20 protein-coding genes and 2 pseudogenes are annotated in these 20029 nt (G+C 70.9%); 10 read left to right on the forward strand and 12 right to left on the reverse strand.

Annotated features, from left to right (window positions below):
- The first annotated feature begins 4 nt into the window (after positions 1-4).
- From RKD20_RS41585 to RKD20_RS41605, 5 genes and pseudogenes are all read left to right on the forward strand, one after another.
- Positions 5-787 (forward strand): CoA transferase subunit A, encoded by a 783-nt coding sequence (locus tag RKD20_RS41585; RefSeq protein ID WP_424882244.1) that lies wholly within the window; start codon positions 5-7, stop codon positions 785-787.
- A gap of 20 nt (positions 788-807) precedes the next feature.
- Positions 808-1443 carry a CoA transferase subunit B gene (locus RKD20_RS41590; RefSeq protein WP_424883442.1) on the forward strand — a complete coding sequence of 212 codons (636 nt, stop codon included), beginning with the start codon at positions 808-810 and terminating at the stop codon, positions 1441-1443.
- Positions 1444-1716: 273 nt separating this feature from the next.
- Complete coding sequence (locus RKD20_RS41595; RefSeq protein ID WP_424882245.1) at positions 1717-2022, forward strand: hypothetical protein; 306 nt, start codon at positions 1717-1719, stop codon at positions 2020-2022.
- Between the two features lie 284 nt (positions 2023-2306).
- Positions 2307-2549 (forward strand): annotated as a pseudogene (locus RKD20_RS41600) (MFS transporter); the annotation flags it as partial.
- A gap of 142 nt (positions 2550-2691) precedes the next feature.
- Complete coding sequence (locus RKD20_RS41605; RefSeq protein WP_424882246.1) at positions 2692-3420, forward strand: hypothetical protein; 729 nt, start codon at positions 2692-2694, stop codon at positions 3418-3420.
- A gap of 66 nt (positions 3421-3486) precedes the next feature.
- Here RKD20_RS41605 and RKD20_RS41610 read toward each other — a convergent pair.
- The 6 genes and pseudogenes from RKD20_RS41610 to RKD20_RS41635 form a co-directional block, all read right to left on the reverse strand.
- Positions 3487-3761, reverse strand: a pseudogene (locus RKD20_RS41610) (hypothetical protein); the annotation flags it as partial.
- An 86-nt stretch (positions 3762-3847) separates the two neighbouring features.
- A complete protein-coding gene (locus tag RKD20_RS41615) occupies positions 3848-4192 on the reverse strand; it encodes a DoxX family protein (RefSeq protein ID WP_424882247.1) in 345 nt (114 codons plus the stop codon).
- Complete coding sequence (locus RKD20_RS41620; RefSeq protein ID WP_424882248.1) at positions 4189-6156, reverse strand: acetoacetate--CoA ligase; 1968 nt, start codon at positions 6154-6156, stop codon at positions 4189-4191. The genes RKD20_RS41615 and RKD20_RS41620 overlap by 4 nt, the downstream gene beginning before the upstream one ends.
- Complete coding sequence (locus RKD20_RS41625) at positions 6153-7733, reverse strand: bifunctional 3-(3-hydroxy-phenyl)propionate/3-hydroxycinnamic acid hydroxylase (RefSeq protein ID WP_424882249.1); 1581 nt, start codon at positions 7731-7733, stop codon at positions 6153-6155. The genes RKD20_RS41620 and RKD20_RS41625 overlap by 4 nt, the downstream gene beginning before the upstream one ends.
- 19 nt (positions 7734-7752) lie before the next feature.
- Entirely contained in the window at positions 7753-8691 is a 939-nt protein-coding gene (locus tag RKD20_RS41630; RefSeq protein WP_424882250.1) for a fumarylacetoacetate hydrolase family protein, read from the reverse strand.
- A 26-nt stretch (positions 8692-8717) separates the two neighbouring features.
- Positions 8718-9863 carry a VOC family protein gene (locus tag RKD20_RS41635; RefSeq protein WP_424882251.1) on the reverse strand — a complete coding sequence of 382 codons (1146 nt, stop codon included), beginning with the start codon at positions 9861-9863 and terminating at the stop codon, positions 8718-8720.
- A gap of 134 nt (positions 9864-9997) precedes the next feature.
- Between RKD20_RS41635 and RKD20_RS41640 the strand changes: the two genes are divergently transcribed.
- Entirely contained in the window at positions 9998-10633 is a 636-nt protein-coding gene (locus RKD20_RS41640; protein WP_424882252.1) for a TetR/AcrR family transcriptional regulator, read from the forward strand.
- Positions 10634-10838: 205 nt separating this feature from the next.
- On the opposite strand, the gene RKD20_RS41645 is transcribed toward RKD20_RS41640, so the two are convergent.
- Positions 10839-10997 (reverse strand): hypothetical protein, encoded by a 159-nt coding sequence (locus RKD20_RS41645; RefSeq protein WP_424882253.1) that lies wholly within the window; start codon positions 10995-10997, stop codon positions 10839-10841.
- A gap of 396 nt (positions 10998-11393) precedes the next feature.
- Between RKD20_RS41645 and RKD20_RS41650 the strand changes: the two genes are divergently transcribed.
- Positions 11394-11786: a hypothetical protein gene (locus RKD20_RS41650; protein WP_424882254.1), complete on the forward strand. Its 393-nt coding sequence runs from the start codon at positions 11394-11396 to the stop codon at positions 11784-11786.
- Positions 11783-13603 carry a caspase family protein gene (locus RKD20_RS41655; protein ID WP_424882255.1) on the forward strand — a complete coding sequence of 607 codons (1821 nt, stop codon included), beginning with the start codon at positions 11783-11785 and terminating at the stop codon, positions 13601-13603. The genes RKD20_RS41650 and RKD20_RS41655 overlap by 4 nt, the downstream gene beginning before the upstream one ends.
- Before the next feature lie 213 nt (positions 13604-13816).
- Here the strand turns inward: RKD20_RS41655 and RKD20_RS41660 are convergent, their stop codons facing one another.
- The 3 genes from RKD20_RS41660 to RKD20_RS41670 are packed head-to-tail and all read right to left on the reverse strand — an operon-like array spanning position 13817 to position 16465.
- On the reverse strand, positions 13817-14848 hold the full coding sequence (locus RKD20_RS41660) for an NAD(P)/FAD-dependent oxidoreductase (protein ID WP_424882256.1): 1032 nt from the start codon (positions 14846-14848) through the stop codon (positions 13817-13819).
- A complete protein-coding gene (locus RKD20_RS41665; RefSeq protein ID WP_424882257.1) occupies positions 14833-15381 on the reverse strand; it encodes an isoprenylcysteine carboxyl methyltransferase family protein in 549 nt (182 codons plus the stop codon). The genes RKD20_RS41660 and RKD20_RS41665 overlap by 16 nt, the downstream gene beginning before the upstream one ends.
- A 7-nt stretch (positions 15382-15388) precedes the next feature.
- Complete coding sequence (locus RKD20_RS41670; RefSeq protein WP_424882258.1) at positions 15389-16465, reverse strand: type III polyketide synthase; 1077 nt, start codon at positions 16463-16465, stop codon at positions 15389-15391.
- Between the two features lie 109 nt (positions 16466-16574).
- On the opposite strand from RKD20_RS41670, the gene RKD20_RS41675 reads away from it, so the two are divergent.
- Positions 16575-17453, forward strand: a complete 879-nt coding sequence (locus tag RKD20_RS41675; protein WP_424882259.1) for a UbiA family prenyltransferase — start codon at positions 16575-16577, stop codon at positions 17451-17453.
- Positions 17454-17648: 195 nt separating this feature from the next.
- On the opposite strand, the gene RKD20_RS41680 is transcribed toward RKD20_RS41675, so the two are convergent.
- A complete protein-coding gene (locus RKD20_RS41680; protein WP_424882260.1) occupies positions 17649-18344 on the reverse strand; it encodes an anti-sigma factor family protein in 696 nt (231 codons plus the stop codon).
- 290 nt (positions 18345-18634) lie between these two features.
- On the opposite strand from RKD20_RS41680, the gene RKD20_RS41685 reads away from it, so the two are divergent.
- Positions 18635-19186: a hypothetical protein gene (locus RKD20_RS41685; protein ID WP_424882261.1), complete on the forward strand. Its 552-nt coding sequence runs from the start codon at positions 18635-18637 to the stop codon at positions 19184-19186.
- Positions 19187-19264: 78 nt separating this feature from the next.
- On the opposite strand, the gene RKD20_RS41690 is transcribed toward RKD20_RS41685, so the two are convergent.
- Positions 19265-20023, reverse strand: coding sequence for an NPP1 family protein (locus RKD20_RS41690; RefSeq protein ID WP_424882262.1), 759 nt, complete (start codon positions 20021-20023; stop codon positions 19265-19267).
- Positions 20024-20029 lie beyond the last annotated feature (6 nt).

Genomic DNA, 20029 nt, shown 5'->3' on the forward strand with positions numbered 1-20029 from the left:
TCTCATGGACAAGGTCCGCGCTAGCGCCGCCGAGGCGGTCGCCGACATCCCCGACGGCGCGTCGCTGGCCGTCGGCGGCTTCGGCCTCAGCGGCATCCCAGGCGTGCTCATCCAGGCACTCCACGCCCAGGGCACCACCGGCCTGGAGGTCGTGTCGAACAACTGCGGTGTGGACGGGCGCGGACTGGGAGTCCTGCTGGCCGACGGCCGGATCGCCCGTGTCACGGGCAGTTACGTGGGCGAGAACAAGGAGTTCGCCCGTCAGTACCTGTCGGGCGAGCTGGAGGTGGAGCTGGTGCCGCAGGGCACGCTGGCCGAACGGCTGCGCGCCGGGGGAGCGGGCATCCCCGCCTTCTACACCCCGGCAGGGGTGGGCACCCAGGTGGCCAGGGGAGGGCTGCCCTGGCGTTACCGGCCCGACGGCACGGTGGCGGTGGCCTCCCCGCCCAAGGAGACCCGCGACTTCGCGGGCCGCGCGTACGTCCTGGAGCACGGCATCACCACCGACTTCGCCCTCGTACGGGCCTGGCGCGGCGACCGCCACGGAAACCTGGTCTTCCGTAAGTCCGCCGCCAACTTCAACCCGCTGGCCGCGATGGCGGGCCGCATCACCGTCGCCGAGGTGGAGGAACTCGTCGAGCCGGGCGCGCTGAGCCCGGACGAAATCCACCTGCCGGGCATCTTCGTCCAGCGGATCGTGGTCCTCACCCCGACCGAGGCCGCCGACAAGCAGATCGAGCGCCTTACCATTTCCGCGTCTTCGACACGAGGGGCCGTACGCGCATGAGCACCATCCTCGGAACACAACTGGGCTGGACCCGGGACCAGATGGCCGCCCGCGCCGCCGCCGAACTCACCGACGGCTCCTACGTCAACCTCGGCATCGGCCTGCCCACCCTCATCCCCGGCCACCTGCCCCCGGACGTCCATGTGGTCCTGCACTCCGAGAACGGCATCCTGGGCACAGGCCCGTACCCGACCGAGGGCGAGGTCGACCCCGACCTGATCAACGCGGGCAAGGAGACCGTCACGGTGCTGCCCGGGGCCTCCTTCTTCGACTCGGCCCTGTCCTTCGGCATGATCCGGGGCGGCCACATCGACACTGCCGTGCTGGGCGCGATGCAGGTCTCCGCCGCGGGCGACCTGGCCAACTGGATGATCCCGGGCAAGATGGTCAAGGGCATGGGCGGCGCGATGGACCTCGTCCACGGCGCCCGCCGCGTCATCGTCCTGATGGAACACACCGCCAAGGACGGCAGCCCGAAGATCCTCACCGAATGCACCCTGCCGCTCACCGGCGAACAGTGCGTCCACCGCATCATCACCGACCTCGGCGTCCTCGACGTCACACCCGAGGGCCTCGCTCTCGTGGAATGCGCGCCGGATGTCACCGCCTCGGACATCGCCGCCCGCACCGACGCACCTCTGATCCGGAAGTCGTGAACACCTTGTGAGTCGCTGCCTTTGTCGCCGGAGGTGCCGTCGGCGGGCCCGGCGCGTGCCGCTTCGCGGGAGGCTCCCGATGGCGGCCGTGACGGGTGCCCCGACCTCGGCACCAAGTGGGAGAGGTTCGTGTCCTCGACTCGTCTTCGCCGGCCTGGGGGACCGGCTCGGCGTCTGCTGATCCAGCTGCCCCGCGTACGGGGCTTCAGCCTGAGCGCGAGTCCACGGCGGCGCACATCATGGCCATGGAGTACGCGCCGCCGGGCCGTCGCGGTGACCCTGCTCGGGCTGCGCAGCATGATGGGCCAGGACGCCTTCGTCTCCTCGGCCTGGCGGATCCCCTTCGTCATCGGCGTCGGACTCGCCGTCGTCGGCTACGTGCTGCGCCGCAGGGCGACGACCGACCGGCCCCTGGCGACCGTCCTCAAGACGCACCGGAGCCACGTGGTTCGGCTGACCTTCCTGCGGGCCGCGAACATCGCCCGCTGCCGCATACCGGTGGCCAATCGGCTCGGCGGCAGCCCGACGCCCTTCGTGGCGGCCCGAGAAATTCACGAGGTGGATGTCCGTTATAGGTGAGCCAAATGGGTCAAGGGGTAGGCGCGAGGTGCAATTTGACCCATAGTCATGCAGGCCCTGATACCCCTTTTCCTGGCACGGCCACGGCGGTACCCCACTGCGCGCCTTGGTGACCGCCTTCGTGGAGACCTCGCATGCCTGGATTCGCTCCGCCGCCCGTACCCGCCGACGATCTCATCGTGCAGAGCACCGAGCCCGTGCCTGAAGCCGGGAGCCGTGTGCGCGTGACGCTCCTGATGGTCGGCAGCTGCCTGCCGGTCCTCGGCGCGGTGCTGCTCGCGCCGATGCTGTCGAAGCTGCAGGAGAGCTTCGGTACGGTATCCGACGCGGACGCGCTGGTCCCGATGATCCTCACGGTCCCCGCGCTCACGCTCGCCCTGTTCGCTCCCCTCGCGGGTGTCATGATCGACCGCTTCGGGCGCAAAGGCCTGTTGGTGGTCGCGACGCTTCTGTACGCGCTGTTCGGCACCGCCCCCCTGTGGCTGGACTCGCTTCATGCCGTTGTGGCCGGCCGAGCCCTGCTCGGTGTCACGGAGGCATTCATCATGACCGCCTGCACGACGATGATCGGCGATTTTCTACCAGGGCCGAGCGCGCGACCAGTACCTGGCCCTGCAGACCGTGTGTGCCACTGTCTCGGCCACCGCCTTCATCATCCTCGGCGGCGCCATGGGTGCCTCGGACTGGCATGGCCCGTTCCGGCTCTACGCCGTCGGGCTGCTCCTTGCCCCCGCGATGGCTGCGTTCCTGCCCAGGTCCGGGTCGAAGGCCGCCAGATCGAATGGTGCCGTGGAGGAGGCGCTCGACGTCGCGCGGCAGCCGGCCTCGTCCCTCCGGCTGGCGGGCGTCTGCGTGCTCTCGGTTTTCGGCGGCATCGTGTTCTATGCCGTCCCGGTGGAAACGGCGTATCTGATGAATGGCCTGGGCATAGAGTCAAGCGGCCTCATCGGCATGGTCACGGCGATCGCAAGCGCGGGTACCGTCTGCGGGAGCGTCATCTTCGCCTCCATGATCGGCACGCCGGAGCGCAGGCTGCCCGCGATCTTCGCCCTGTGCGGGGCGGGGTTTGTCATGATCGGGTTGGCCCACAATGTGGCAGTCCTGATCTTCGGCACGTTCCTCAACTGCATCGGCACCGGTTTCCTGTTGCCCTCACTGCTCACCTGGGCGACGTCCAAGCTGGAGTACGCCAACCGTGGCCGCGTCACCGGCTTGTGGATCGCGTCGTTCTTCCTAGGCCAGTTCCTCTGCCCGTTCACCCTGATGGCGATGGAGTCCGCCACCGGTCTCCGCACCACCGCCGTGAGCAGCCTCGGCTTCGCCTCGGCGGTCGTGGCGATCGGACTGCTGCCTCTCCTGCGACGGACGCCGACTTCACAGGAGGCCGCTCGGGGGTGACTCGACGGCCGAGTTGGGGCGGCGTCCGCTCCCGCGAGGTCCCTCTGCGGGGGTGCCGGGGCTCGTACGGGGTGCTCCGCGGTCGGCGAGGGCGCGGACCTTGGTCCCGATCACGTCCTCCTCCGCGAGGGCAGCCCCTACGGGCTCTGGATGCCCGGCCGTCAGAAGATTTCCTTGAGAATGTCGACTTCGCCTCCTTGCCCGGTGGCCGGGTCGGACACGCTGAAGCGGGCGGACAGCGGGACGGTCTCCAGCGCCTGCACCTACCAACCGCGGGCTTCCAGGCCGGCCCGGAGCGCGAGGTCGGCCATGGGCGCCGGGTTCTCGGTGGCGACGTCGACGCAGCACTCGCTACCGGTGCGCCACCGGCCAGAGGCGGGCGATGAATCAGACTGGGGGCTGCCTGCGGCCGGCCGTACAGGTCGCGTCAGCCGGCGGCCATCGCCGTTGCCGCGTACGTCAAGGAGATCAGGGCCAGTACGGCGGCCGGGACGGCTCGGGGCGGCGGGTCGCCGTGGCGCAGGTGGACCACCGCCGCCGCGGCCATCAGCAGGGCGAGGCCTGTCGCGGCGGCCACGCCCAGCGGCATCCAGGTCAGCCCCGTCAGCAGTCCGGCGACCCCGGCCACCTCCAGCGCGCCGACGACGCGATAGAGCCGTACCGACATGCCGAGATGGGCCGCCGCCTGGCGCATGAACGGCGCCGAGGCGAGCTTCGCCAGCCCCAGCGGAAGGAAGACCAGGGACAGGGCGACAGCGAGCACGGTGGTCATGAGGCGGACCTGCCCTTGCGGCGCTCCTCGCCCAGCCGGGCGTAGTGGTCGATGAGTTCGGGGCTGTCCACACTGGCCGGATTGACGACCTGCTCCACCGCGGCCCCCTGGAGCAGCCGCTTGATCGGGACCTCCAGCTTCTTGCCGGTGCGGGTGTGCGGGATGCCCGGCACTTCGAGGATCTCGTCGGGGACGTGGCGGGGTGAGGCGCCGGTGCGGACGGCGTCGCGGATCTTCTCGCGCAGGGTGTCGTCCAGGGTCACCCCGGCCGCCGGGACCACGAACAGCGGCATCCAGTAGCCGCCGTCCGGCTCCTCCGCACCGATGACCAGAGCCTCTGTGATCTCGGGGAGACGTTCGACGACGTCATGGATGTCGGCGCTGCCGAGCCGGACGCCGTTGCGGTTGAGCGTCGAGTCGGAGCGACCGTGGATGATCACCGAGCCGTGCCCCGTGACCGTGATCCAGTCGCCGTGTCGCCACACCCCGGGGTACGCCGAGAAGTAGGCGTCGCGGTAGCGGGTGCCCTCGGGGTCGTTCCAGAAGTACAGCGGCATCGACGGCATGGGCCGGGTGACGACCAGCTCGCCGACCTGGTCGATGACGGGGAAGCCCTCGGCGTCGTACGCGGCGAGCGCCACGCCCAGGTGGGGTGCGGACAACTCCCCGGCCCAGACGGGCGTGTTGGGTGCGCTGCCGGCGAAGCCGGAGACGATGTCGGTGCCGCCGCTGATGGAGGCCAGCAGGACGTGCTCGCCGACGTGTTCGCGGACCCAGGGGTAGGCGGAGGCGGGGAGGGCGGAGCCGGTGCAGCCGACGACGCGGATCGACGACAGGTCGTGGACTGACGGGTCGATGCCGAACTTGGCCATGCCCAGCAGGTACTGGGGGCTGGTGCCGAAGACGGTGACACGGTGGCGGGCGGCCAGTTCCCATAGGCGGTCGAGCTTGGCGAAGGGGGCGGGGCTGCCGTCGTAGGTGCAGGTCGTGGCGCCGGTGAGGAGGGTGGAGGCGACCAGGTTCCACATCATCCAGTGGGTGGTGGTGTACCAGAGGAGGCGGTCGCCGGGGCCGAGGTCGGAGTGCAGGCCGAGGGTTTTGAGGTGCTCCAGGAGCACGCCGCCGTGGCCGTGGACGATGCCCTTGGGCAGGCCGGTGGTGCCGGAGGAGAACACGACCCACAGCGGGTGGTCGAACGGCACCGGTACACAGGCGAGTTCCTCGGTACGGCTGGAGGCGTCCTCCCAGGGGACCACCAGCGACGGGTGCGCCTGCGCCGGCCACGGCAGGCCCACGTGGTCCACCAGCAGGGTGGCCTTCAGCGTCGGCAGCGCGCCCGCGAGTTCGAGGGTTGCGTCGCGGCGGTCGTGGGTGGTGCCGTTGAAGAGGTAGCCGTCGGCGGCGATCAGCACGGTGGGTTCGAGCTGGGCGAACCGGTCGGCGGCGGCCTTGGGCGCGTAGTCCTGACCGCACACCGACCACACGGCGCCCAGGCTCGCGGCGGCGAGGAACGTGACGATGGCGTGCGGGGTGTTGGGCAGATAGCCGACGACCCGGTCGCCCTTGCCGACGCCGAGGTCGCGCAGGGTGGCGGCCACGGACGCCACCAGGGCACGCAACCGGGCGCCGGTCACCTCGTACCCGGAACCGGTCTCGTCGAGGGCGACGATCGCCACGGCCTCGTCGGCGAGATTGCGCAGGGCGTGGTCGGCGTAGTTGAGGGTGGCGCCGGGAAACCAGCGGGCGCCGGGCATCCGCTCCTCCGCCAGGACACTCTCGTAGGGGGTGTCGGCGTCGATGTCGAAGTACTCCCACACCGCGCCCCAGAAGCCCTCCAGATCGGTGACCGACCAGCGGTGCAGGGCGGCGTAGTCGTCGGGGGCGATGCCCTGACGCCGGGCGAAGTCCGCGATGCGACTGGCGGCCGCCGTCTCCGGGTCGGGTGTGAAGAAGGGCGTGCTCATCGCGTCGTACTCCTCAACAGGCTTTTCGGTGCCGTCCGTTCGGCAGGGACGGGGCTTCGGGTGGTGTGCAGCGCGGAGGCCCAGGCGGCGGTCGACGTGAAGTCGTGACTGCCCGAGGGGACGACGTCCATCACGACGCGGTCGGGCCGCAGCAGGACCGCGTCCGCGCGTCCGCCGCGCAGCCAGGCTGCGAGGGTGCCGTCGTCGCCGAGGCCGGCCACGGAGAGCGCGCGTATGCCGAGGCTGTGGGCAAGCGCGGTCAGGGAGGGGCCGGGTTCGGTGGCGGTCAGCACGGTGAAGGAGTCGCCGAGCAGCTCGTCGAGACGGGTACGCCGTCCGTCGACGCTCACCCACGGTTGCGGACAGTGCGTGCCCGCCAGGCGTCGGCGGACCCCGCGCCGTACGAGCGGTCCGGCGGTCAGGGGCGGGCTGAGATCGCGGTCGGCCAGCTCGGTCAGGCCGGGTATGCGGCAGGCGGCGGCCAGTGCCCGGCGGCGGATCGCGGCGGCGCCGTCCTGGCCGCCGGTCATGGCCCAGCCCATGGCGACCGCGAGGCGGACCACATGCCGGGCGTGCGGCCTGCGTTCGCTCTCGTAGGTGTCCAACAGCCTTTCGTCGCCGCCCTGCTGGAGGACGCGGGCGAGTTTCCAGGTGAGGTTGTAGGCGTCCCGCAGTCCCGAGCACAGGCCCTGTCCGATGAAGGGCGGGGTGAGGTGGGCGGCGTCGCCGAGCAGGAAGACCCGTCCGTGGCGCCAGCGGTCGGCGACGCGGGCCCGGAAGGTGTACTGCGTCTCGCGGACCACCTCGAAGTCCCCGCCGTACGAGGACGGCAGCCACGGGGCGACCAGCTCACGGACGGTCTCTTGTCCTTCCCCGAGCCGGAACTCCCAGCGGTAGCGGTTCTCGTTCACCCGCATGAAGGTCCCCGGCCGGTCCGGGTCGCAGACCTGGTCGACGCCCTCCCAACAACGGACGGGGCCCGTCGTCTCGGCGTCGATGACGGTCCACTTCTCCTCGAAGTGCAGGTCCTCCCAGACGCCGCCGATGGCTTCGCGGGTGAGGCTGCCCGCGCCGTCGCAGCCGAGGACCGCGTCGGCCCACAGCTCATGCTCGCGCTCGTCGTCGCGGTAGGTGACACGTACGGGGCCGGTGGTGTCCGGGCCGACACCGGTGACCTCGACGCCGCCGCGCAGTTCGCACTCCGGGCGCTGAGCCAGGGCGTCGCGCAGCACGCGTTCCAGCTCGGGCTGGTCGAACATGCTGGACTGCGGATACCCGTGGTGCCCTTGCGGGGAGCGGCGGAACTCGGCCATCACCCGGTGCCGGGCGTCCAGCAGCCGCAGTCCCTTCGCCGGGCGGGAGATCGCGGTGAACTCCTCGCCGACTCCGGCGGCCTGGAGGATCCGGTGGATCTCATCGTCATTGGCGACGGCGCGCGGGAGCGGGTAGACGTCCCGGTGGCGTTCGAGGACGACACTGCGGACTCCGTGCCGGGCCAGGAGAAGGGCGGCGGTCACGCCCACCGGCCCGGCGCCGACGATCACGACGGGCACACGTGCGGCTTCGTCGACGTTCATGTGCGGCTCACCTCGGGTATTAGTTCGCGGCCGCGACGGGCGTGCGCTGCTCGCCGAGGTCGATGCGGCCGTCGGGGGTCGCGATCGTCGCCGTGATCACGTCGTCCGGGTTCAGGTAGTGCGGGTTCTTGGCCTGGCTCTTGAAGAAGGCCTTCCACTTCACGGCGGGAGGCAGCAGCGCGCCGATCTTCTCGACGGCCTTCGGCGGGGCCTTCAGGGCGGTGCCGCCGGGGGTGCCGGTGAGCAGCAGGTCGCCGGCGTCGAGGGTCTGGAAGCGGGCCAGCAGGGTGAGTGCCTGTGCCGGGCGAACGATCATGTCGGCGAGTGTGCGGTCCTGGCGCAGCTCGCCGTTGACGCTCAACTTCAGCCGCAGGTCCAGGAGATGGGTGAAGTCCTCCGGCTCCAGCAACGACAGGTACGGGCCGGTCGGCGTGAAGGTCGGGTACGACTTGCTCTCGTAGAACTGCGTCTTGGTCAGCTGCACCTCACGGGCGCTGACATCGTTGGTGATCACCAGTCCGGCGACGTACGACGGCAGGTCCCGCTCCTCGACCACGGTCCCGACAGGCAGGGGCGCGCCCATGACGAGCCCGAGTTCGATCTCGTAGTCGAGGAACTTCACGTGCGACGGCCGGACGACGGCCTCGCCGGGCCCGCTGACCGAGCCGGACGCCTTGCGGAAGAACGCGGGCGGGATGTCGCCCTTGAAGCCCGAATCGCGGGCGTGGCTACGGTAGTTGACCATCTGGGCGACCACCCGGCAGGGCGTGGTGACCGGGGAGAGCGCGACCAGATCGGCGACCGGAGTGCCCGGCTCGCCGGAGGCAGCGGCCTCACGGACGGCGTCCCGGTCGGCCAGCAGCTCGGCGGTGGTCACGGCCTTGGTCTCGACGGGAACGGCCCGGTCGCCTCGGACGACCCACCAGCCGTCGGCCGTGCGCAGGACATTGGTGCTCATATCAGTGCCTTCTTCAGAGGGACGGGTCAGGAATTGGCGGCCTTGAGCAGGCCGAAGAGTCGCGCGGGGTCCATCTCGTTGTCGCCGCGCAGTGCCTCGACGACGTCGCGGATCCGCTGCGGGGAGGGGCCGGCGCCGAGGAAGTCGCGGGTGGCGGGCGGGCCCCACTGGGCGAGGCCGCTGGTCGACATGGGCGCCCAGCCGGGTTCCACGTCGCAGGAGAACAGGTCGCCGTCGGCGAAGTGCTCCAGCATGAAGTGGTCCGGATCGCGCCAGTAGTCGAAGAGCTGGCTGCCCTGGATGTGCCGTCCGATGCCCCAACTGCGTTTGTATCCGCGCTCCTTGAGGTATTCGCCACCGGCGGCGATGGAGTCGAGGTCGGTGACCTGGTAGGCCGAGTGGACGTACCCCGTGCCCGGCCCCAGGTGCATCGCGAGGGTGTGGTGGTCGGCCGGCACGCCACCCAGGTCGCAGCGGATGAACGCCATCGTCGGACCCCGGCCGCGCTGCCCGTCCAGGAACAGGAAGTCGGACACGATCATCCCGAGGGTGTCCAGGTACCAGTCCAGGGCCCGGCCGAACACCCGTGTCTCCAGGACCACATGGCCCAGGCGTTGAATTCGGGACGGCTCGCGCGGCGGGCGCTGCGTGGTGTTCGTACGACGGTGATCCGTGCCGAAGTTGAGCAGCAGCGGCTGCTGCTCCGGCAGCGCGGGCAGCTGTTCGGCACACTGCACGACCCGGACCGGGAAGCCCGACGGGTCGAGCAGGTCGACGACCTTGCCACCACCCGGAACGTCGGCGTCCCGCACGTCCCTGCCCGTCGCGCGGGCCAGCCGGTCCAGGTCGGCCCGCTCCGCCGCCCGGAACGCCGGGCCGATGAAACGGGACGTACGGCCGCGCCGGATCACCATGCAGGGCGAGCCGGCGAAAGTGCCGCGCAGCCACAACTCCCGTTCGCTACGGGCGGCGACGGCGAACCCGAAGTCCCGGGCGAAGACCTCGGCACGGTCCAGGTCGGGTTTCTCGAACTCCAGCCAGGCCAGGTCGGCCACCTTGATGACCGGGTTCCGGGAGCGGCCGGGGTGTTCTCCACGCAGGGCGCCCTGCTCGCTGTGGAGGTCCTGATGGGCCGTGAAGACGTCGGCCCCGTTGACGCGGATTTCAGACATGGTGCCCTCCGAGCAACATTGCCGTAATGAGGAAATCATCAACTGTGACAGTTCTGTCGTCAAGATGTTCGCGGCAGGAAATGATGAATTCATCAGGACTGCGATCGCTATCGTCCGACGGCTAGACTCTGCGCATGTCTACGTCAGCCCTGCCCAGCAACCGGTTCGAGCGGCGTCGTGCGGAGACCCGTGGAGCACTCGTGCGAGCGGCCCGGCAGATACTCGCCGAGAGCGGCGACACCAGCGCGAGCATCCAGGCGATCGCCGAGCGCGCGGACGTGGGCTTCGGCTCCTTCTACAACCACTTCGACTCCAAGGCGGAGTTGTTCGAGACAGCGGTGGTCGACGCCCTGGAGGAGTTCGGGCAGGCCTTCGACGAGCGTCTGACGGGGATCGACGACCCGGCGGAGCTGCTCGCGGCCGGCTTCCGGCTCAGTGCCCGGATGGCCGACTCGCACCCGGAGCTGATGCAGGTCCTGCGCCGCCGTGGCCTCGGGCACATCCACTCGGACAACGGACTGTCCCGACGCGCCCTGCGTGATCTCCAGGTCGGCATCGCCTCCGGTCGATTCACCACCCTCGACCCAGTGGTCGCCCTCGCCGCGCTGGGCGGAACCCTGCTGTCGCTGGTGGAGCTGCGCTTTGCCCGCCCGGAGGTGGACGGCGACGAGGCTGCGGTGAACCTCGCCGAGATGGTCCTGCGCATGCTGGGGCTGTCACCGGACGAAGCACACGAGGTCGCCCGGCGCCCCTTGCCCGACCTCGACTGACTGTCCTGCCTCTGGGCTCTGTCGTTCGGATCGGGCCGGCTGTGATGTGCGGTGCCTTCCGGGCGACCCGAGCGGGGTCTGGTGCGTGAAGCTATACGGCGGAGGAGGCAGCCGGCGACCGACGACAACGCGGCTGGGGCCACCCCCGCTGGCCGAGCGCATGCCAGCCCCCGCGACGCCGGGCTGATCCACACGACAGGGCCGCCTAGGCGCTCGAGTCCGGGCGGAAGGCGACCGACCGGCCGGTGAAGCGGGCGTCGATCCCGTTCTCTGTGGTCAGGGTGGGGTGGTTGACGAGGAGGAAGCCCTCGGTGGTGGAGCCGTCGTCGAGGGTACGGGTCCCAGGTGTGTCGATCACCTTCATTGCGAGGCCACGCTGGATCCGGCCATGGTCATCGACCCGTTCTCCCGCCACCCTGCTCGGTCACACGACGGGAGAAGGGCACAAGGCCGGTCGGCCGGCACCACCTCTGCCTCCCTGGCCGCGGCGGCCCTGGGCGGTGACGTGCTGGGCGTACTCATGGCCAACACGGTTCATATGTAAGGCGGTTGAGGAATCACCCTTGGGAATAGGGGCGTTGGCGACGGCGAGCCGTCCTGGTGGGACGCGGAAGCTTGCCGTTGAACGTGAAACTAACTCCCTCGTGGCCGAGTTGCTGCCCTGCTCTGAGCAGCGGAAACTTGAAAGTGATGACGTAGAGCCCACCGATGGTCCGACTCTGCGCCGCCCTCGACGAGCACGAGCAAAGGGGCTGACCCGGTGGAGAACACATTGCAGATCCTCCTCACCGAAGAGGACGCGGAACCCGAACGCGTCGCGGAGCTGACCGGCTACCTGCGCGACGAGCTGCTCGACCTCGACGTGGACGATGTCACGGCACTCCCCGGCGGGGAAGTCCCGCCCGGAGCGAGGGCCGTGGACGTTGCTCAGATCGGTGCCCTGCTGGTGACTCTGGGCAGCTCGGCAACCGCCCTGAACCAGGTGATGACCGTGGTCCGGTCGTGGCTGGGCCGGCGCCATGGCACCCACTCGTCCCTGCACGTGCAGATGGGCGACGACGTCCTGGAGGTGTCCCACGCGACCGACGACCAGGTCGCGGAGGCGTTCAAGATCTTCGTCCAGCGCCATTCCACGGCTGGAGCCGAGCCATGACGGATTCCAGACACGCGCTGATCATCGCCAACGACCAGTACGCCGACCAGGGGCTCAAGAAGCTCGAGGCGCCCGCCCAGGACGCCGAGGCCCTTGAGAGGGTGCTGCACGATCCGCAGATCGGCGACTTCGAGGTGAAGGTCGTGCGCAACGCGTCGGCCGACCTCATGCGCAGGCGCATCGAGCGCTTCTTCAACGACCGCAGCCGCGCCGATACGCTCCTGCTGCACTTCTCCTGCCACGGCCTCAAGAGCGAGTCCGGCGAGCTGTACTTCGCCGCGAGCGACACCGAGCCCCCGCTGCTGGCCGCCACAGCTGTCGCCTCCCAGTTCGTCCGCAGTTGCATGGCCGGCACCCGGGCGGGCAGCACCGTCCTGTTCCTCGACTGCTGCTACGGCGGCGCCTTCTCCCGGGGCTCGTCCTCCGTGCGCGCCTCCGGAGACGTCCACGTCCTCGAGTCGTTCGCCGAGGACGAGCCGGTCAGCGCGCGGGGTTGGGCCGTCATCACCGCGTCCGACTCCATGGAGTACGCCTTCGAAGGCAACAGACTCTCCGAGAACTCCGCTCTGCGGCCTTCGGTGTTCACACATGCGGTGGTCGAGGGTCTGGAGACCGGGGAGGCGGACCTCGACGCGGACGGGATGGTCTCTTTCGATGACCTGTACGAGTACGTCTACAGACACGTACGGGAGCAGAACCCCCATCAGACGCCGAAAAAGACGGCAGAGCTGCGCGGGGATCTGCATCTGGCGCACAGTCGGCGCGGCCGCATCAAGATCGTCGCCATTCCCTCGCCGCCCTCCCTGCAGGCGGCCCTGAACAGCGCCGACGTCCTTACCCGACAGGGCGCCGTGATGGAGCTGCGGAGACGACTGCAGCACCCGGAGCTGCCCATCGCGGAAGGGGCGCGTCAGCACTTGGAGGAGGTCGCGCGCAACGACATCCAGCAGATCGCCGATCTGGCGTCCGACGCCCTGAGTGAGATCCGGCTGGCACCGTCCCCGGACCGACTGGACTTCGGCCTGGTGTCGAGGGGCTCTCCCCAGAAGAAGCTGTCCGTGGCCATGCACGGCCCGCCCCTGGCCCGCCACTGCGTGGCCCAGCCCAAACATTCGTGGCTGCGGGTCGATCCGACCCCGAGCGGTCTGGAGGTCCACGTCGACACGGCCGCCGAAGGTCACCTGTCCGGCGACATCGTGCTGAAGGGGGTGGCCGACGAGTCGCTGATCCACGTCGAGGCGAGGGTGGAGTCGGGACGCCGCACGGAGCCCGGACCCGGACCTGGACCCGGACCCTCGAACCGTTCCGCAAGGCCGCCGCGCGTACCGGCCGACAAGCGGGAGACGGTGGTCGTCGGGGCCCCGCGTATCCCGCCCCCTCCCGAGACGCCACCCAGGACCACTGCACCCCGCCCTCCGACGAACCAGCCACCCCGGTCCCGACGCGCTCCCGCCCTCGCCGGTGCTGCCCTCGCCCTCGCGGTCACGGCGGTCGCCACGCTCGTCCTGGCCATCCAGGCGGCGGTGGTGGCCATCACGGAGCGCAGCGACGAAGGGACGTCCGGAAACGTAGAGGACAATCTCCGCGCTCACGGAGCGCTCACGCCACTCACCGTGTGTCTGATCACCGGTGCGGTGGCACTGGTCGTCGGCGCGCTCGCCCGGCACGATCTGGGAACACGGCGGGAGCACTACACGCAGCGGGCGGCGAGTGGTACGCGCACTCTGGCCTCGGTAGCGAAGGGGCTGGCGATCCCGGCGCTGATCCTTGCCGCTGTCGCCGACATCACCTACCTGGTGGGCAGCGGTTATTGGTGACTGCCTCAACAATTTCTCAGCCTTTGACGAGAGGCTGAAGGCGGACCGCGCCGTGAACACGCCGGCCGAGCGAAGCAGGCGCCGCGCGCGCTCGGGGCGGGACAGCGGCAGTCCCCGCACCCGCCCTGATCATCTCGGCGGGCGTCGATGCCTTCGCGTCACTCGACGTCGGCGTCCGCCCGCTGGGAGACGGGCGAGAGGGCGGAGCGGGCCTCACGCCAGGCCGTTGACCAGCCCCGCGAACAGCGAGGGCAGACGCACCGCGGTGGGGACGATCAGGGGAGTGAGCCGGGGGTGGGCGCGGAGGCGTACCAGGGTGTCGGTGAGCAGACGGTGGCGGCGGGAGGCCCGGCGCCAGGCGTGCTCGTAGGCCCGGGGCCGGTCACGTCGGATGCAGCGGACCAGCTGGGCGGCACCGGCCAGGGCGAGCGAGATGCCTTCGCCGGTGAGCGCGTCGATGTAACCGGCGGCATCGCCCACCAGCAGGACCCGTCCGGCCACCCGGCCGCGGACCCGTTGCCGCAGTGGTCCGGCGCCGCGGACGGATGAGGAGGCGTGCGGGGGCAGGCGGGCGGCCAGGGACGGAAAGCGGGCGAGCTGTACGTCGAACGGTGCCCGCTCGCCGGTCAGGATGGCCACGCCGAGCAACTCGGGCCCCAGCGGGGTGACGTAGGCCTCGGCTCGCGCGGACCAGTGGACCTCGACATGGTCCGTCCAGGGCGCGAGGGCGAAGTGTCTGCGCAGCCCGTAGCGGGACGGGCGCGGGTCGGTCAGGTCCAGGCCGAGGTGTCGGCGGACGGGTGAATGCAAGCCGTCGGCGGCGGCGAGGTATCGGGCCGTGAACCCGGCTGCGGTGACACTGCCGGCGTCCTGACGGATCGTCACCGGATCGACCTTGACCGGATGGACCGGGACGCCCAGCTCCGCCACCCGCCGGGCGAGCGCCGCGTGCAGGTCCGTACGCCGCACGCCCAGACCGGGGCCGTGCCGGAAGCCCGCCTCGGCGTGTTGCCGGGCGTCGTCCCCGGCGTCCCGGTAGCGGATGCCGCGCAGAGGGTGCCCGGGCGGGGCGATGCCCAGTTCGGCCAGGGCCCGCACCGCGCCCGGCATCAGCCCTTCGCCGCAGGCCTTGTCGACCGGCGTCGGCCGGGGCTCGGCCACGGCCACGTCGAGTCCGGCGCGGGCGGCGTGGATCGCGGTGGCGAGTCCGGCCGGCCCGCCGCCGACGATCAGCAGGTCGAGCATGGCGGCGTCGCGGGGGCCGGGGTCGGGGCGGACCGGGCCAGTGCCGCGTTCTCGCAGCGGAGCCGGACGGTCAGGAGGGGCAGGTTGAGCAGCGTGAAGCCGGTCGCGGTCAGCCATGCCCCGTGGATCAGCGGCAGGGCGAGTCCCTCCACGACCACGGCGAGGTAGTTGGGGTGGCGCAGCAGCCGGTAGGGGCCGGCGCTGACCAGCGGCAGGCCGGGCACGACGATGACGCGGGTGTTCCAGCGCGGTCCGAGGGTGCTGATGCACCACCAGCGCAGCGCCTGCGCCCCGAGCACGAGGGCCAGCATCGGCCAGCCGAGCAACGGCTGGAAGGGTCGCGGGGCGAGCCAGGTCTCGGCGAGACAGCCGGCCAGCAGCCCGGTGTGCAGGGCGACCATCACCGGATAGTGGCCGTCCCCGTACGCCACGCCGCCGTGCGCGCGGCTCCAGGAGGCGTTGCGGCGCGCGACGACGAGCTCGGCGACCCGCTCGGCGGCCACCAGCAGGATCAGTACGGTGTAAGCGGTCATCCCTCACCTACCAGCGCAGGAGCACGAGTTCGGAACTGAAGCCCGGCCCGAGCGCCAGCAGCAGGCCGGGGGTGCCGGCCGGGGGCGGACGCAGGGCCAGGGTGTCGCGCAGGATGTGCAGCACGGAGGCGGAGGAGAGGTTGCCGACCTCGGCGAGGGAACGCCAGGTCAGTGCCAGCGCGTCGGGCCCGAGGCCGAGTGTGTCCTGGAGCGCCTCCAGCACCTTGGGGCCGCCGGGATGACATACCCAGCCGGTGATGTCGTCCGGCTTCAGGTCGTGTGCGGCCAGGAAGGACCGCACCTCCTCGCCCAGGTGGAGCCGGACCAGTTCCGGCAGTTCGGTGCCGAGCACGATCGTGAAACCCCGGTCGCCGATGTCCCAGCCGAGGGCGTCCTCGGTGCCCGGGTACAGGCGGCTGCGGGTGGCCACCACCTGAGGTCCGGCGTACTCCTGGACGCGGGGATGGCCCCGGCCGACAGCGACCAGCGCGGCGGCCCCGTCACCGAAGAGCGCACCGGCCACCATGTTCTGCGCGGAGGTGTCACCGCGCTGCAGGGTGAGGGAGCACAGCTCGACCGAGAGCAGCACCGCGACCTGGTCCGGGTGTCCCCGCAGATAGTCGTGGACCCTGGCCAGCCCGGCGGCGCCGGCCGCGCAGCCCAGGCCGAAGACCGGCACACGCTTGACGTCCGGGCGAAGCCCCAGGCGCCCGGCCAGCCGGGCCTCCAGTGACGGGGCCGCGATCCCGGTGACCGAGGTGGCGAAGACGAGGTCCACCTCGTACGGGGCGAGTCCGGCCTGGTCCAGGGCGGTCCTCAGTGCCTCCTCGCCCAGCCGCAGGCCCTCCTCGATGAACAGGTCGTTGGCCTGACCGAAACCATCCAGGCGGCCGTACCGCTCCAGCGGCAGGGCGAGATGGCGGGTGCGGACACACGCCGCGGCGTGCAGCCGGTCCAGCACACCACGGCCCCGCTCCGGGGCGCCGGCTCCGGGAGGGCACATCGCCGCGAGCGCGTCGGTGATCTCACGCTGGTCGTAGTGGTGGGCCGGCAGCACTCCGTGGACAGCGGCGATACGCGTCATTCGGCAAGAATAGGGATGATCTACAAAAATCCTCACAAGGCGCATATCAACGGCATTTCGCCAGTGTGGGAGCTGGGGGAGCAAGCCGCCCGCGCCTAGCATTCGGGGCGTGCACAGCGTCGAGACGTCGCCGATCCCGGCCGCCGCGGGGCCTCACCGCCGCGGAACCGCCCGCGCGATCGGCCTCCTGAAGGCTGCCCACCCCGCGCCCTCGGCCGCGGTGACCGCGGTGGTCTCCGCGCTGGCCGCCGCGTCCGGGCGGGGCGGCGCGGGTACGGTGCTGATCGCGGCGGCGGTGCTCACCGGTCAGCTGTCGGTGGGCTGGAGCAACGACCTGATCGACGTCGACCGGGACGTGGCCGCCACGCGGCACGACAAACCCCTGGCGACCGGAGCGGCCTCGGTGCGGGCGGTGACGATCGCAGCGGGCTGCGCCCTCATGGCCTGTGTGCCGCTCTCCCTCGCGAACGGGTGGCAGGCGGGCGGCGTCCATCTGATCGGTGTGGCCGCGGCCTGGGGCTACAACCTCGGCGTCAAGGGCACCGTCTGGTCGTGGCTGCCGTATGCGGTCGCCTTCGGGCTGCTGCCCGCGTTCGTCACCCTCTCCCTGCCGGGCGCCCCATGGCCGCACTGGTGGGCGCCGGCCGGTGCCGCACTGCTGGGCGTGGGCGCCCACGCCGCGAACGTCCTGCCGGACATCGACGACGACCTCGCGGTGAACATCCGCGGCCTGCCCCAACGCTGCGGCCTCCGCGGCGCGCGGGCGCTGGCGGCGTCGGCGCTCGCCGCGGGCTCGGCCGTGCTGGTGCTGGGCCCGGCGGGTCCCGTCGGCATCACCGGACGAGCCGGACTGGCCGCGACCTGCGCGCTCTCGCTCACCGTCGCCCTGTGGCCGGCCGGGCGGAGCCGCGCCCCCTTCCTCGCCTGTCTCGGTCTGGCCGCCTTCGACGTAGCCCTCCTGCTCCTGCGCGGCGCGCGTCTCGCGTGACGGCACATCACGTCGATCGTGCGTCGATGAGCGCCGGGACTGCCCCACGGCCACCGCCGCGGGAACGCGTGCGCAGGCGGCGGGTCAGGAGCGGCCCAGCGGCAGCGGTGAGCAGACGAAGCGCGCACAAGCTGGCGCTCGGGGCGAGTACCCGCCACGCCTCGCACGGTTCGCGTGGTCCGGATCCGGTGACATTCAGGGGGCGCCCTTCAGTCCGCCATCTCGGGGCCGGAGCTCGGCGAGGAGTCGGCCGGAGCTGGTGACGACATCCATGCGGGCGATGTCGCGCACGCCGAGCGCGGTCGACCCCGGGACGCTGACCGCGGATGCGTAGCCGGACGTCCAGGTGGCCGCCGTCTCGGTGCGGCCGTCGCGGGCGTGCACCACCAGTCGGCAGAGGGCAGGGGGCAGTCCTGACAGGCGGAGCCGGATCGCCGTACCCGTCGCGGCCGGGGTGAGTACGGCGGACGCGGTCACGTGTGTGGTCGGGTCGGTGACGGAGGCCGTGACCGCCGAGGGGACCGCCGCCGGGTGGCTGTTCTGCGACCCCAGATAGACGCCGACGCCTGTGACGGCCGCTGAGACTGCGAGTGCGCCGGCGATCAGGAGCCGGCGCGCCCTTGTGCGTCGTACGAAGCGGGACACGGCCTGAGCCGTGCCGACCGGCTCGGGCGCCGCGACCGGGACTTTCGGTGCCGGACCGGCCTGCGCCCTCTGCTCCGGCCCCTCGAAGGGCACCTGCCGCAGCAGCCCGACCAGCGGCGCCAGCTCCGTCAGCTGGGCGTGGCACTCCGCGCAGCGGTCCACGTGGCGCTCCACGGCCGAGCACTCCTCCGGCTCGAGCACTCCCAGCACGTAGGCGCCGAGAGCCAGGCTCTCGCGACACGCCATCGCGCCGTCACCCCACCTCCGCCCCCCTTACCGAACGAACGGACGCATGAATGCACAAGGCGTCTACAACGTGACATACGTGCATCGAGTGCCCCGGATTCATCTGGCGCCCCGCCCGGCGATGGAATATCGCAAATACGGCGAAAACGGCAGCTGCAAAAGTGAATCAAAAGCGCGTACCAGACGTATCGAACCATGTATCCAACTGCAGACCCGCCCCACGTCGGGCCCGTGGACCAGCCCTACCGCACACGTCGCGGCAGGATGCCCCAGCGGAAAGAAGAACCGTCATGAACCGCGCTGCCACCATCACCGCGGCTGCGACCGCCATCGCGGCCTTCGCTGTCGGCTGCGGAAGCTCCGGCACCAACAGCTCGTCGTCGCCACCCACCAGCTCGGCACCCCCGTCCAGCAGCGCGTCGCCCGCCACCGGCGGATCCGGCTCGCTGCAGGCGCACAGCTCCTCCCTCGGTCGGATCCTCGTCGACGGAGCCGGCCGGACCCTGTACCTGTTCCAGGCCGACAGCGGCACCACGTCGCAGTGCTACGGCAGCTGCGCCCAGGCATGGCCACCCGACACCACCACCGGACACCCCAGCGTCCACGGCCTGAACTCCACCATGGTCGGCACCACCCCCCGGAAGGACCACACCACCCAGGTCACCTACAACGGCCACCCCCTCTACCGCTTCGTCCAGGACACCAAGCCCGGCGACACCACCGGCCAGGGCAGCACGGCCTTCGGAGGCGCCTGGTACGTGGTCGGCCCGAGCGGCACCGCGATCACCAGCTCCGCGCCCAGCCCCTCGTCAAGCGGGTCGGGAGGCGGCAACGGCTACTGACCGCCCCGAAGCCGACCGTGACGCACGCGGCGGTGGCCAAGCCCGTACGACCCTGCTCTGTCGCGAGAGAGCGAGCAGTCAGGCGTAGGCGTCGAAGGGGATCCCCGACGGTTTCGAGTGGTCCAGGGCGTACTGGAAGTCACCGTCGTCGATCTTCAGGGTGGCGGAGCCGAAGTTCGCCCCTATGAGTTTCTCCCGGTACCCGGCGGGATAGCCGTTCCAGCCGACGAGCCGCGGGAAGAACCAGCCGCCCGTGGCGTTCTCCGGCGGTTCGTCGTTGCTGCTCGCGAACCGGAAGCAGTGCGTGGAGACGCCGTCCTTGTGGTAGACGATCTTCGGGTGGGTGCCGTCGAACCGCACCGCCGAGCGGGCGGCCACCTGGTACCCGGAGTGCTGGGACACCGACACGTACTGGACCTGGTCGTCGAAGACCCACACCACGACGTGCTCCCAGTCGTGGGTGTGCCCGATGGCCGCCGGGCCGAGGGTCGCCTGGTCCTTCTCGAAGTAGCTGGCGTACATCACGGCACACCAGCCGTTGTCGCACTTCGCCCGCGAGTAGGTGTTGGCGTTGGCGAGTTGGGCGTAGTCGTGGCACTTGCCGTTGACGTCTCCGCCGAGCTTCAGCCCGGGGTTGATCGTGCCGTCGGCACCGATCGCGGCGGTGGCGTAGCAGCCGTCGCGGTCGTAGTCGTAGGCGGGGGAGAAGGTCTGCTCCAGGCCGTCGGCGTTCTGCGGGAGCAGGGTCAGGACGTTCGCGTGGGCGGTCGCGGGGATCGCCACGACGAGCGCCAGGGCGGCGCCCAGAGCCGTGGTCAGGGATCTCAACGTGCGCATGTCGTG

The sequence above is a fragment of the Streptomyces sp. SLBN-8D4 genome (assembly GCF_049739545.1).
GTDB classification, from domain to species: domain Bacteria; phylum Actinomycetota; class Actinomycetes; order Streptomycetales; family Streptomycetaceae; genus Streptomyces; species Streptomyces canus_C.

Excerpts from the sequence above, each read along its gene's own strand:
- RKD20_RS41585 (WP_424882244.1), top strand. The coding sequence starts at position 5 with ATGGACAAGGTCCGCGCTAGCGCCGCCGAGGCGGTCGCCGACATCCCC.
- RKD20_RS41605 (WP_424882246.1), top strand. The coding sequence starts at position 2,692 with ATGGGTGCCTCGGACTGGCATGGCCCGTTCCGGCTCTACGCCGTCGGG.
- RKD20_RS41615 (WP_424882247.1), bottom strand. The coding sequence starts at position 4,192 with ATGACCACCGTGCTCGCTGTCGCCCTGTCCCTGGTCTTCCTTCCGCTG.
- RKD20_RS41620 (WP_424882248.1), bottom strand. The coding sequence starts at position 6,156 with ATGAGCACGCCCTTCTTCACACCCGACCCGGAGACGGCGGCCGCCAGT.
- RKD20_RS41625 (WP_424882249.1), bottom strand. The coding sequence starts at position 7,733 with ATGAACGTCGACGAAGCCGCACGTGTGCCCGTCGTGATCGTCGGCGCC.
- RKD20_RS41630 (WP_424882250.1), bottom strand. The coding sequence starts at position 8,691 with ATGAGCACCAATGTCCTGCGCACGGCCGACGGCTGGTGGGTCGTCCGA.
- RKD20_RS41635 (WP_424882251.1), bottom strand. The coding sequence starts at position 9,863 with ATGTCTGAAATCCGCGTCAACGGGGCCGACGTCTTCACGGCCCATCAG.
- RKD20_RS41640 (WP_424882252.1), top strand. The coding sequence starts at position 9,998 with ATGTCTACGTCAGCCCTGCCCAGCAACCGGTTCGAGCGGCGTCGTGCG.
- RKD20_RS41645 (WP_424882253.1), bottom strand. The coding sequence starts at position 10,997 with ATGAAGGTGATCGACACACCTGGGACCCGTACCCTCGACGACGGCTCC.
- RKD20_RS41655 (WP_424882255.1), top strand. The coding sequence starts at position 11,783 with ATGACGGATTCCAGACACGCGCTGATCATCGCCAACGACCAGTACGCC.
- RKD20_RS41660 (WP_424882256.1), bottom strand. The coding sequence starts at position 14,848 with ATGCTCGACCTGCTGATCGTCGGCGGCGGGCCGGCCGGACTCGCCACC.
- RKD20_RS41665 (WP_424882257.1), bottom strand. The coding sequence starts at position 15,381 with ATGACCGCTTACACCGTACTGATCCTGCTGGTGGCCGCCGAGCGGGTC.
- RKD20_RS41670 (WP_424882258.1), bottom strand. The coding sequence starts at position 16,465 with ATGACGCGTATCGCCGCTGTCCACGGAGTGCTGCCGGCCCACCACTAC.
- RKD20_RS41680 (WP_424882260.1), bottom strand. The coding sequence starts at position 18,344 with ATGGCGTGTCGCGAGAGCCTGGCTCTCGGCGCCTACGTGCTGGGAGTG.
- RKD20_RS41685 (WP_424882261.1), top strand. The coding sequence starts at position 18,635 with ATGAACCGCGCTGCCACCATCACCGCGGCTGCGACCGCCATCGCGGCC.
- RKD20_RS41690 (WP_424882262.1), bottom strand. The coding sequence starts at position 20,023 with ATGCGCACGTTGAGATCCCTGACCACGGCTCTGGGCGCCGCCCTGGCG.